We start from the raw sequence: 12,911 nt of genomic DNA, 5'->3' as shown, positions 1-12,911 counted from the left end.
CCCTTAATCACAATTAAAATGATATCGTTTCGACTATTCCTTGTTTTACACGGTCAACAGTCGGTAAATAATGATCTTCTATTGTAAACGGCGGAACCGGAACATCAAATCCAGTTACACGCTTAATCGGCGCTTTCAGGTAAATAAGAGCTTCATCATTAATGATGGAGATGATCTCCGCACCTAATCCGGCAGTCTTATGGGCTTCATGGACGATTAATGCACGACCTGTCTTTTTAATGGATTGCACGATCGTATCCCTATCCAGGGGGTATAAAGTTCTAAGATCGACCACTTCACATTTCCAGCCTTTTTCCGCTTCAATCTTTTTCGCGGCATTCAATGCCTCCCTTAACATGGCCCCCCATGCAAAAATGGTCAGGTCGCTTCCCTCCTGGACCACTTTTGCTTGACCGATGGGTATTCGGTACATTTCGTCGGGAACTTCTTCCTTAAAGGCCCGATACAATTTAGTCGGTTCCAAAAAAATCACCGGATCTGGATCTTCGAGCGCTGAAATGAGCAGCCCTTTTGCGTCATATGGATTACTGGGTGCAACCACCTTTAAACCCGGAGTATGGGCAAAGAAGGTTTCGACACTTTCGGAATGAAGTTCAGGACCCCTGATTCCGGCACCATATGGAGTACGGATTACGAGGGGCACCCCAAATTGCCCACGAGTACGATACCTCATACGGGCAGCATGGGAAACGAGTTGCTCGAATCCAGGATAAATAAAGGCGAGAAACTGGATCTCCACTATGGGCAGCATTCCGTTAAGGGCTAAACCAATGGCAGAGCCGATGATTCCAGATTCAGCTAATGGCGTATCGACAACTCGATCTTTTCCATACTTCTCATAAAGCCCTTCCGTTGACCGAAAAACCCCGCCATTAACTCCAATATCCTCACCCAAGATCATCACGCGATCATCATGACCCAGCATTTGGTCCAGCCCTTCCGTAATAGCCTGGAGCATCGTTAAATTTTTGCCCATTATTTCTTCCCGCCTTTCCTTAAGATTTGATTCAATTCCTGCTTCTGTTCCTTTAGATGCCATGACTCCTTTGCATATACATGGTTAAACATTTCGAGCGGGTCGGATTTTGGATACCCTTCTGCTCTTTGCAGGTGAGCATCGATCAGTTCGTTGAATTGTTTTATCACCAATTCCTCCTGCTCTTCATTCCAGTGACCCTCTTTATCCAAATACTTTCTAAGACGTGTTATGGGATCGCGGTTTTCCCTCCAGAACGTTGAAATTTCGTCCTGATCGCGATATATGTTCGGATTGTCTGCAGTAGTATGGGCGCCATAGCGAAAGGTAATGGCTTCAATCAATGTAGGCCCTTCCCCTTTTAGCGCTCTTTCGACAGCTTCCTTTACAGTCAGCCATACTGCAAAAATATCATTTCCATCCACCCGCACCCCATGGATGTCATAAGCAGCAGCCCGCTGGGATATCGTTTTGGATGCCGATTGCTTTTCAAAAGGTACACTGATTGCGTAGCCATTATTTTGGCAGAAAAAGATTGTCGGGGTTTTATAAACGCCAGCAAAATTCAGTGCCTCATGAAAGTCCCCTTCTGAAGTGGCACCATCACCAAAATAAGCAATGCTAACATTCTGTTCGCCTTTAAGCTTACTTGCCCAAGCCGTACCAACTGCATGAACCATTTGAGTGGCAATGGGAACACTGGGAGGCATAATCCTTTTTCCTTCTGGACAAATTGAGCCGTCAAAATGTGCCATCCAGTATAGGAAGACACGGTATAATTCCTGACCATGAATGATTGCAGCTCCATGATCACGGTATGTGGGAAACATCCAATCCCCTGCCGACAATGCTAAAGCGCTTCCTACCTGTGATGCTTCCTGTCCTTCGAATGGTGCATATGTCCCAATCCTGCCTTGGCGCTGAAGATTAATTGATTTTCGGTCAAATGTTCTGAGCAGGAGCATGCTCTCATACATCTTTAACATAAGTGATTTATCGATTTTTCCATCAATCGTTTCAATGATTTCCCCTTCAGGAGTCAATACACGAAACATTTCCGGCTCAGTTCCATCTGAATGCGCTTTCATTATTGGGTTTCCCGTCTTTTCCATTTCATTTCTCCCCTTAAGATAGATTTGATTCGCAAACTTACCAAGGTTTTGAACAGTCATGAAATAACAGCCCAAAATGTTTTATTGGTCTTTATGTCTGTGATTAAATGCTGTTTCATAAAATACATTTCCTTATATAAAAGGATAATACATCCAAGTTTTTAATAATATGTTAAATAGAATGAATTTTTCGTATATTGCCTTTATTTAGAATATGTTTTCTGATACTTCACCTTCATTTTGAAAATGAGAACATTCAATGGGTAAATTTCATTTATTACCTACAAATTGTGATATGCTCGATTTATTCACGACCTCATCCAAAAAGTATCCAGCACAAAAAAAGACCCATTATATAATTAAGGGTCTTAGACTGTATACAAACTCCAAGGAAAAATCCAGTTGCATACGTTATTTTTTAATGGAATATTCCAGTTGATTTCTGAAATCCGAGATTAGATCAATGTTACCCCTTTTTGCAATTCAGGATAAATGGGGTAGAACTCGCACCGAAATAGCACCCAAAATTAGAAAGATCTATTTTTCAAATGTTCCTTTCACGACTGCTTCACCATCCTTGACCATGATTTGCCCCATCGCGATAACACTATTTATTTCTAAAGTTTGTTTCTTCATTATGATGATATCGGCGTCCTTACCTACCGCAAGCTGACCCTTTGCAGAAAGTTTTAAAATGTTTGCCGGGTTTGCCGTCGCAACTCGTATGGCATCGGCAATTGTCACTCCATCCTCGAGGACCGCATCGACAACACAATCATATAAGGACATGCATGTACCAATGTTCAAACCCCGCAGGTTGCCGCTTCCATCGAAGTCAGGCAGGCTGGCTTGTCCATCTGAAGTTATGGTAATCTGCCCGATTTCAACCCCTTCTTCCAGTGCCCTTTTTATTGCTGTACTTGCTTTGACCTCCCCTTCTTCAAGGAACTTCTCGATCGTACTTGTCGTAAAATCGATATACCCCCCTTTTTTTGCATATTCCACCCCTGCATTGAATAAATGCGGATTTCGGTTTATATGTGTAGGATAGAACTGAGTGATCGGTATTTCCGTTGTCTCGACAACTTCCTCAATTACATGCAAATGATCTAGACTGTCTCCGACATGAATGTTGACGATACCGCATTTCCCGGACAGCAGACCTCCATTACGCGCCTGAGAGGCCAGTTTAGCCAGCTCAGCTGCAGTCGGCTGCGAGGAACGATGATCGGCAATGGCTATCTCGCCAACACCGATAATTTTATCGACAAGAATCAAATCATCTTCGATCTTACCTGTTAACGTCTTGACTGGAACTTGATAGGAACCAGTCTGAACGAAGCAGCTAATTCCCTCTTCTTCAAGCGCTCTCGCTTTAGCAAGCAGTGCGGGCATCGTCCTTGTCGTTCCATCTGTTCCGATGACCCCTACCAATGTCGTTATACCCGCTAAAGTGGCATCTGTTAATTGGATTTCAGGAGTCCTCGTTTTAAAGCCGCCTTCCCCGCCTCCGCCGATAATATGTACGTGACCATCTATAAAACCCGGAGCCACGATTTTGCCATCCGCATCAATCACCTCCAATTCAACGAAATTGTCAGGTGCCTCAATCTTGTCCTCGATGAATCCAATTTGCTTCCCAACCAAGAGGATATCTTTTTGGCCCATATATTCCGGACCATATAGCTCCCCATTTTTAATAAGTGTGAGCATTCTCCTTCTCCCTTCAAAAAACACAAATTTTCAAATAGGTTTCAAAATCTTTTACCCGGGTAAATATACAACATGACCAGCTAACAATTACATAAAAAAGACTAAACATACTTGTTCATTTTTTAAAAGTTGTAGCCGAATTGACATCTTGATTATGCTTTTCCAAAAGTATAAAAACAAAAGGAGCAAACGACATGAATAAAGTGATTTCTTCTGACATTAAAACAAATAAAAGATTATCCATGCGACAAATCATGAACCTATATCAAGTTACAAAAGAATTTAAAGGGAATATATATTTTATCTGCAACCATAAATTGGTCGATGCCAAGAAACTTTCGACTTTCGTATCCTTTGTGCTCATTCTTCAAGAGTGTGCAACCATGAAAGTCATCCTTGAAGGCGAGAATGTACATGCCATGCTAGAAAAAGTACAGGCTATTTGTAAAGAAAATGATGAAAGTTCATTCGGTTTCCAATCGAACCAAACCGTTAATATTTAAATGATACCGACTACGTTATGAAGAGGGTGTATAGAAATGAGAACCATTTTAATGGTGATAGGCGCAATTGTCGTAATCGGCATAATAGCAAATCTAATTTTTTAAAATAAATGAAGAACTGTAGCCAAACGCGAGTTTGCCTGCAGTTTTTTTATTTTAAAAACGTTCCAGTTGATTTCATCCTGAGCTTTTTTGGGCCGTTCACAGATTTATTCGGCCTTACCCGCTCTTTATTCGACCCTTCTCGGATTTATTCGACCTTACCCGCTCTTTAGTCCACCGTTCTCGGATTTATTCGGCCTTACCAGCTCTTTATTCGGCCGTTCACGGATTATTCAGACTCCGGAGCCACGTATTAAATCCGCTCCCTTTCGTCGACAAACTGAGACTGTCAAATGATTGACAGTCTCAGTTTGTTAATTTTATTTAAACTCCCTTACCTGAGAATCACCATGGAACCTCCCAGTCCCTCCATTTATTCAAACCTTCCCTAATCTCATTTCCTTTATCAATCCAATATTGTCTCCTTTTGTCCTCTTCTTCCTTCTCCTGTTGCTCAGCTATATGTGCCTGCTGTTCAGCTATTAGCGGTCCGATATCCTGAGTTTTAAAAGATTGAGCCGCTTGATTCTGTAAAGCTTGCGCCATTATTTTTTGGAAGATGAGTGCACTTCCCTGACTGCTGTGTGTCGTTAGATAATGATTTTCGTCGGTCTTATCATATCCAGCCCATACAGCACCGACCAGCGAAGGTGAATAACCGATGAACCATTGATCTTTAACCCCTGATATTCCTTCGATGGGAACTTGTGTGGAGCCTGTTTTACCTGCTATTTCATAACCTGATACTGCGGCGTTTTTCGCTGTGCCATATTCCACTGTTCCAAGCAGCATGGCATTCATTTTATCGACGGCGCCTACTGAGGTCACCTTGGTGCTCTTCTCTTTCCAGGCGGCAACCTCTTTTCCATCGGCATTTTCTATTCTTACAATGGCATGGGTCTCCATCCGTTCCCCTTCGTTGGCAAAAGCTGAAAAGGCTCCTGCCATCTGCAGCGGGGAAACACCTTTTTTCATCCCTCCTAAAGCGATCGACAGGTTTCGATCATCCTTTTCATATGGAATTCCAAACCGCTTAAGTGAATCAAGCCCCTTATCGATGCCAATCTCATTCAATAGCCAAACCGTCGGTACATTCAAGGAATTCATCACCGCTTCATACATGGGGACTTCTCCTTTATATTCACCGCTCAGGTTTGTTGGCTCATATTCACCGAAGCTCATTTTTTCATCCTTTAAAGGGTCAGTGATATCATATCCCTCTTCAACAGCTGGCGTGTAAACGACAAGCGGTTTAATGGATGATCCAGGAGACCTTGTCAGCTGGGTGGCCCGATTATATCCCATGAATTGATGTTCACCTCTCCCGCCGACAAGTGCTTTTATGCCGCCGGTTTCAGGATCAAGGAGGACAGACCCGCTTTGAACCAGTTCTTCTGTACTCGTTCCAGCTGGAAAATTGGCTGCATTCTCATACACGGTTTCTGTAGCCTTTTGCATGGATTGGTCCAGAGTCGTGTAAATTTTATAGCCCTTTGAAAGCAGCTCCTCAAGCTTAATTCCATATTTACTCGATGCTTCCGATAAAACATGATCGACATAATAGGGATATTTACCTCTTAATGGATCGGTTTCCTTCTCCCCCATAAGAAGTGTCACCGCATCTTTTTTTGCAGCTGCTTCTTCATCTTTCGTCAAATAACCATGTTCCGCCATTCTCGAAAGAACCAAATCGCGCCGCTTCACTGCCCCGTCTAAATTCTTGTATGGATCAAGTTTGGATGGCAAGTTAATGACTCCCGCCAGCAATGCGCCCTCGGCAACGGTCAATTCAGAGACCTCTTTGGAAAAATAAATATTTGCAGCCTTTTTGATTCCCCATGCCCCATGGCCAAAATAAACTTGATTCAAATACATTTCCAGTATTTCATCTTTTGTATACTGATTTTCAACTTCCTGGGCGAGAAAAAACTCTCCTATCTTCCTCTTCAGTGTTCGATCCGATTCCAGCATCGTGATTTTCACAAGCTGCTGGGTGAGCGTGCTCCCGCCTTCAACAACACTTCCAGCCTTTGCATTTTTAACCAAAGCCCGCATAATTCCTTGATAATCTATGCCGTGATGTTCATAAAAACGGTGATCCTCAATGGAAACCACCGCTTGTTTCATATGTTCCGGTATTTCATCTATCGCAACACCTTCGGATTTATTTGCCGTGATCGTACTGGCAAGATTCCCATCCAAATCATAGATCCCTGTCGGTTGCTGAAGCTTATTTTCAAGATGACTTATATCAGCACCCTGCCTGAAATACAACAGTGAACCGGCGCCTAAAACCACAATCACCAATATTATAATTAGACCTAATTTCACTAACCCTCTCATTTGTACCCCCATTTTCCCATCTGCGACATGTTTCATTAAAAATATTTTACCCTTTTTATTAAAGAAAACTCGTCGATTGAATAAAAGGCCGAAGCTAGGCGCCCTTTTCATGTAGCACTATACTCGGAAATCGGCACCCTTGATGATATTTCTTCATCGTCTGAGCATGTCAACTAACTGAAGGACCAGATTTCATCCTACCATTTTAACTATGCTCGTATCTATCCTTTACCCGTAAATGGCAGTCTATATACAGATTAAAGGCGTGAAGCCATTTAAAAGTGGGTATAACACCTTTAAGGTCTTAAAAAGGGGAGAGATGATATTAATGAAGGACTTAAAGCATATTGTCGTCGCTTTTGATGGAAACGAAGAGAGTAAACGGGCTGTCGAATATGGAGCAACATTGAAAAAGGCCTTTCCAAAAGCCGAGTTGACCGTAGTTCATGTCCTAAATGATAAAGTTGAACAGCGTATCGTGGGAGACGCCTCTGCTCCAGGGTTCGTACCTGCTGCCGGATTTTATGTAGATCCAGTCCAGTCACATCCTGTTGTTGAAGTTGATCAGCCACGAAATCAAAAGGTAAATGACACCCCTTCCGCCATCGAGAATAGTATTCAGAACGCAGAAAGTAATACGTTGAGATTATTAAGTGAATGTCAAGTCAAGGGAAAATTCGAACTATTGGAAGGATATGCGCCAGATAGCGTATGTGACTTTGCAGCAAGAACTTCAGCTGATCTTATCGTAGTCGGCAATAGCGCTAAAAGTGGTTTGGAAAAGTTCTTCCTTGGCAGTACAAGTAGTTCCATTTTGAAAAACGCACCCTGTTCGGTATTCATTGCAAAATGAAAATTGAGCCGGTTCACACTAGTTGTTCATACTTCGAAAAAGTCCGGTTTCTTATAGAATCCGGACTTTTTGTTGGATTTTTCAGTAATACATGTATTGTTTGTATCTAAAACCACATCCCTGCACCAGTTCGAACTGTTCACTCTCAGCCTATTTGGCTCCCCTTTGGAAGTATTTAATTTTCGATCATCGGTTAGAATATTACAATTAAAGAAATGCACATGTCATCAAAAATCGCCGTTCCCATTTTATGGCGATATTCTTTCGTTTATCCAACTTCTTTACAGACCTTCAATACACCTGCTATTAACCATGTTAGATGGCTAAATACGACAATTTTTCTATAGACTCACTAAGATTTGATTTGGTATCTTTATTAAGCCTAATTCACATTGGGGAGGGAATGGACATGGATAAACATTCGATTTCAGCTGAAAAAGGCGCGTACATAAGCATCGCCGCTTACATATTCTTGTCTGCTCTTAAATTGTCATTCGGTTATTTTGGAGATTCCAAAGGGCTTTGGGCTGATGGTTTAAACAATACGACTGACATCATCGCTTCCATAGCCGTATTGATCGGTTTAAAAATTTCAAAGAGACCTCCCGATGATAATCATTCATATGGTCATTTACGGGCGGAAACCGTAGCCTCGTTGGTAGCTGCCTTCATCATGATCACCGTGGGCATCCAGGTTGTATTCAGTGCCATTGAATCCTTCTTTCACCAAGATTCAACAACCGTTCCCAGTATGCTGACCGGCTATGTAGCTCTATTCTCTGCAATCTTCATGTACGGAATCTACCGTTATAACTTATCTCTAAGTAAAAAGATCAACAGCTCTTCCATCTATGCCGTCGCACAGGATAATCGATCCGATGCCCTTGTCAGTGTTGGTGCTTTCATTGGAATCATCGGCACCAAGATGGGAATCCCTTGGCTGGATGCGATAGCTGCAGCAGTCGTGGGGATCATTATCTGTAAAACAGCCTGGGATATCTTTCGTGATGCCTCCATCTCTTTAACCGACGGTTTCGACGAGCAGCTCCTGCAAAAGATCGGAAAAACCATTATATTGACAGAAGGTGTTAAAGAAATGAGTGAAATTAAAGCCCGGATGCACGGAAGTGAAATCCTGCTCGAAACTACCGTTCACGTTAACCCCCTTTTGACCGTCATTCAAGGTCATGATATTACGGTTAAAATCGAAGAGAATCTTTTGAAGGAATATAATATTCAGCATGTGATCGTTCATATCGAACCATATGCATTTCATAAAAAAGGTAACCGTCATTAACTTTACGGATACCTTTTTTTGTTATTAATTCCTGTAATTACTGTAATAAAACTGTGTCAAAAAAAGGTATTTATTGATTGATTGCCGAATATTTATCCAATTGACACATGTTAAAAGAACAGTAATCTGTTATCATGAAAACAACATGTAATTATTTTGATATTTTGTAATTTTATTCTAATAAAGCACTTTCTGGGTCAAAAGTAAATTCATTTTCCTACAGTATGGAGGGCAAAATGGTATCTAATCGAGAAATGACCATTCACTTTTTATCTTCTCAAAAAACCAGCATCATTTCCAAATGGAAAGATGAGTTGCTGCATTTACCTGACGGTTATCTAGGGTATTTTAAAGGAGAAGTGGAAAATATTTTTAATCTGCTAATGGATCAGCTTGGAAAATCGGATACTGAAATAGGCGATGTACTGAAGGTCGTAGGGGAAAAAATTGCGTCTGAACGAGTTAATAAGCAATTGGATATGGAAAATTTCTTTTCCACTGCAACCATCGGGAGATCCATCATCATTGAGCACGTATTGAATTCCGAAGCACCCAAAGTAGAAATATCGGATCTAATTAAGCAAATAAACGTTTGCTTCGATAAACTCATTCATTTTGCATTATCCCATTATACCGAATTGAAAACGATGGAACTTGAAGAACGCTATCAATTCATAAGCCCAAACCATAAAGACCGTTTGACGCTACTTGGTCAAATGACCTCAAGTTTTGTCCATGAATTCAGAAATCCACTGACTTCCATCATGGGATTCATACAATTGTTACAGGCAGAACAGCCTGAAATAAAATACCTTGATATCATTTCAAAGGAATTGGATCAGCTCAATTACCGGATCACACAATTCCTTAATATTTCCAAAAAGGAAACTTCAACATCACCTCCTGATCTATTTTCAATTGCTCAGCTTGTGAATGAGGTAATCGAATTTCTATATCCAAGCATCTTGGAAGTAAATGCTTCCATTACATGTAATATTGCCGAGGATGCCGTAATTTCCGGTTCTAAAGAAGAATTCCGTCAGGTTTTACTTAATATTATTTTAAATGCTCTTGATGTGGTTGCAGGGATGCCTTCCCCATCCATTTACATTTCAGGCTCTGAATCACCACCCGGCATTCTTACTTTAAATATATCGAACAACGGGCCGAAGATACCTGACGACGTTTTGCCGAATATTTTTGAACCATTCATCACCACCAAAAAAAGGGGAACGGGATTGGGATTATTCGTCTGTAAAGAAATCGTCTTAAAGCATCATGGAACCTTAACCTGTCACTCTACCGATTTCCTAACGACCTTTTCCATACAATTGAAAACTAAATAATGGATAAACAACCTTTTTTACTTAGGTTTTTAGTGTGAAATTTTTGACTGATTGACGTCCAGTTACTTATACTAATAGGTAGGTTCCACTACTAATCGAGGTGAATGATCCTATAGATTGAAAATATAAACCAGCATAATTTTCATACAAGATAGACAAGACTTATTTTTCATCTAACATTTTATACACTAAATATCATTTCATTCATTATTGGTTTTGGGAGGTGACTGGGATAATTAAATCGTTTTGCGATTCAATTAAGTCCCACACTAATTGGACATATTAAGTTTTTTATTCGTCATTATTTTAATCGCTTTAACGGCCTTTTTTGTAGCTTCTGAATTTTCGATCATAAGGGTTCGCAGCTCCAGGATCGATCAATTGATTGAAGAGGGAAATAAAAAAGCCATTGCGGCTAAGAAGGTTACATCCGATCTTGATGAGTACCTATCCGCGACACAGCTTGGTATTACCGTTACTGCCCTTGGATTGGGGTGGCTTGGACAGCCGACCGTCCTAAAATTGGTTGGTCCATTATTCAATGCCTTGAATTTCCCTCAAGAAGTCACAAGCATTCTGACATTCGTCATTTCATTTTCCCTGATTACGTTCCTGAATGTGGTTGTAGGTGAATTGGCTCCAAAGACGGTTGCCATCCAAAAGGCTGAGCAAGTGGCCTTGGCAATTGCCAGCCCGCTGATATTTTTCCATAAGATAGCCTTTCCCTTCATCTGGGCCTTGAATCATTCTTCCCGATTAGTTGTCGGTTTATTTGGCTTCAAGCCAGCATCCGAAAGCGAAATAGCCCATACGGAAGAAGAATTGCGTTTCATCCTATCAGATAGCTATAAAAGCGGAGAGATCAACCAGTCGGAATTTAAATATGTAAACAACATCTTTGAATTCGATGATCGTGTTGCCAAAGAAATCATGGTTCCTAGGACGGAAATCATGACCATATCCAAAGATGATACGGTTCAGGAATTCGTCGATGTCGCCAAATTGGAAAAATACACTCGATATCCTGTTGTCGAAGGTGATAAAGACCATGTCATCGGCTTAGTGAACTTAAAGGAAGTTTTCTCGGATCTTATAAAGAATCGGGAAATCCATATCAAAGCGATAGAAAATTACGCTCGTCCGATCATTCGGGTAATGGAAAATATCCCGATTCACGATTTGCTGTTAAAAATGCAAAAAGAACGCATTCATATGGCTATTTTGATGGATGAATACGGCGGGACTTCCGGACTTGTCACAGTCGAGGATATCCTCGAGGAAATCGTTGGCGAAATTCGTGATGAATTCGATATCGATGAAGTTGCCTCGATCAGGAAAATTAAAGATGGCCATTATATTTTAGATTCTAAACTTCTTGTAAAGGAAGTGAATGATTTACTTGGCATTCACTTAGAAGAAGATGATGTCGATACGATAGGCGGATGGGTCCTTACTGAAAATTATGATGTGAAGGTAGGGGACATCATGGAAAAAGACGGCTTCTGCTTTAAAGTGATTGAAATGGAAGATCACGCCATTCGTTCTATCGAGGTGACAAAAAAGGTCGTTCAGCTTCCTCTGGAAGAAGACCTTACCCAAGGATAATGATTAAAAACAGCCACGTAAAAGGTGATTTTACGTGGCTGTTTTTTCGATTTTTCATTTATCGGGAAACCGTCCCATTTTTTTGACCGTTACGATTGGAGGTGTACTCTTTTTTTTCCATAGAATATACAGCATGATAAAGATAAAGGAAAAACCAGCAGCCGGAATGAGATAAGGTTCGGTTATTTCCCGGATTTGCTGCCAATTCTCGCCGAGGATCCGCCCTAAGGTCAGAAACAAGATGGTCCAAGGTATGACAGCCGCAACCGTATAAAATATAAACTTCCATACGGACATCCTCGCAATTCCGGCAGGGATGGAAATGGCATGGCGAACCACTGGAATGAACCGAGCCGTAAAAATCACGCCTACGCCATACCTTTGAAACCATTCCTCAGCATGTACAATATGATTTTCTTTAATTAATATATATTTTCCATACTTCAAGAGAAAGGGCCTTCCTCCATAATAACCAGCCCAATAGAGAAATAGCTGTGCCATCGTCCCGCCTGCCACTCCTGCAAGAACAGCTCCCCAAAAATTCATTTTCCCCAGGCCGACGACATAACCACCGTATCCGAGAACAAGCTCACTCGGGATGATTTCAACCATCAGCCCCAATAAAATCCCCATATACCCCATTTCCGCAAACCAATTCAATATCGTCATAATAAGCTGTGATATCATGCTATCGGACTCCCCTTACCGCTAATTTCAAATTGTTTGTCCTTCTATCCTATTTCAGCTCATGAGGTTCTATTCGATTTTTCATACCAGCTTCACAATACATCACATTTTGGAATGCACAAAAAAAAGACCAGCTGATATGTACTCCGGTCTCTTTGCATCAATATTCTTTTAGCTCCCGTTTTTGGGAAAATTGAGAAAAAACAGCTGTGGTGAGTAAGGATGAATCATTTTGTGAAACATTAGTGAAAATCTCCTGGCGTGATTTCGTTTTTTCGATATGAATCCCGAGATTTTTATACTTGTTGATTTTTTGATTATTCATGCTTACCCTCCCTTTCTGCTGTACCGTT

11 protein-coding genes are annotated in these 12,911 nt (G+C 41.1%); 5 read left to right on the top strand and 6 right to left on the bottom strand.

Features of this window, described 5'->3' with window-relative positions; translation table 11 throughout:
* Positions 1-13 precede the first annotated feature (13 nt).
* From LQ188_RS15185 to iadA, 3 genes are all read right to left on the bottom strand, one after another.
* On the bottom strand, positions 14-997 hold the full coding sequence (locus LQ188_RS15185) for an alpha-ketoacid dehydrogenase subunit beta (RefSeq protein ID WP_230177306.1): 984 nt from the start codon (positions 995-997) through the stop codon (positions 14-16).
* Entirely contained in the window at positions 997-2,109 is a 1,113-nt protein-coding gene (pdhA, locus tag LQ188_RS15180; RefSeq protein WP_230177305.1) for a pyruvate dehydrogenase (acetyl-transferring) E1 component subunit alpha, read from the bottom strand. The genes LQ188_RS15185 and pdhA overlap by 1 nt, the downstream gene beginning before the upstream one ends.
* Positions 2,110-2,646: 537 nt before the next feature.
* Complete coding sequence (iadA, locus tag LQ188_RS15175) at positions 2,647-3,822, bottom strand: beta-aspartyl-peptidase (RefSeq protein ID WP_230177304.1); 1,176 nt, start codon at positions 3,820-3,822, stop codon at positions 2,647-2,649.
* 194 nt (positions 3,823-4,016) lie between these two features.
* Here iadA and LQ188_RS15170 point away from each other — a divergent pair, with 194 nt between their 5' ends.
* Positions 4,017-4,325, top strand: coding sequence for a hypothetical protein (locus LQ188_RS15170; protein WP_098372549.1), 309 nt, complete (start codon positions 4,017-4,019; stop codon positions 4,323-4,325).
* Between the two features lie 447 nt (positions 4,326-4,772).
* Here LQ188_RS15170 and LQ188_RS15165 read toward each other — a convergent pair whose 3' ends face one another.
* Positions 4,773-6,806, bottom strand: coding sequence for a PBP1A family penicillin-binding protein (locus LQ188_RS15165; protein ID WP_230177303.1), 2,034 nt, complete (start codon positions 6,804-6,806; stop codon positions 4,773-4,775).
* Positions 6,807-7,098: 292 nt separating this feature from the next.
* Between LQ188_RS15165 and LQ188_RS15160 the strand changes: the two genes are divergently transcribed.
* From LQ188_RS15160 to LQ188_RS15145, 4 genes are all read left to right on the top strand, one after another.
* Positions 7,099-7,623 carry a universal stress protein gene (locus tag LQ188_RS15160; protein ID WP_230177302.1) on the top strand — a complete coding sequence of 175 codons (525 nt, stop codon included), beginning with the start codon at positions 7,099-7,101 and terminating at the stop codon, positions 7,621-7,623.
* Positions 7,624-8,032: 409 nt separating this feature from the next.
* Positions 8,033-8,920: a cation diffusion facilitator family transporter gene (locus tag LQ188_RS15155; RefSeq protein WP_230177301.1), complete on the top strand. Its 888-nt coding sequence runs from the start codon at positions 8,033-8,035 to the stop codon at positions 8,918-8,920.
* Between the two features lie 236 nt (positions 8,921-9,156).
* Entirely contained in the window at positions 9,157-10,266 is a 1,110-nt protein-coding gene (locus LQ188_RS15150; protein WP_230177300.1) for a histidine kinase N-terminal domain-containing protein, read from the top strand.
* A 273-nt stretch (positions 10,267-10,539) separates the two neighbouring features.
* Complete coding sequence (locus LQ188_RS15145; protein ID WP_101224240.1) at positions 10,540-11,871, top strand: hemolysin family protein; 1,332 nt, start codon at positions 10,540-10,542, stop codon at positions 11,869-11,871.
* A gap of 54 nt (positions 11,872-11,925) precedes the next feature.
* Here LQ188_RS15145 and LQ188_RS15140 read toward each other — a convergent pair whose 3' ends face one another.
* A complete protein-coding gene (locus LQ188_RS15140) occupies positions 11,926-12,555 on the bottom strand; it encodes a DedA family protein (RefSeq protein WP_101224445.1) in 630 nt (209 codons plus the stop codon).
* Between the two features lie 163 nt (positions 12,556-12,718).
* Positions 12,719-12,883 carry a hypothetical protein gene (locus tag LQ188_RS15135; RefSeq protein ID WP_157831095.1) on the bottom strand — a complete coding sequence of 55 codons (165 nt, stop codon included), beginning with the start codon at positions 12,881-12,883 and terminating at the stop codon, positions 12,719-12,721.
* Positions 12,884-12,911: the final 28 nt, after the last annotated feature.

Source organism: Peribacillus sp. Bi134 (assembly GCF_918698065.1).
GTDB lineage: Bacteria > Bacillota > Bacilli > Bacillales > DSM-1321 > Peribacillus.
This window is presented reverse-complemented; position numbering and strand designations above follow the sequence as displayed.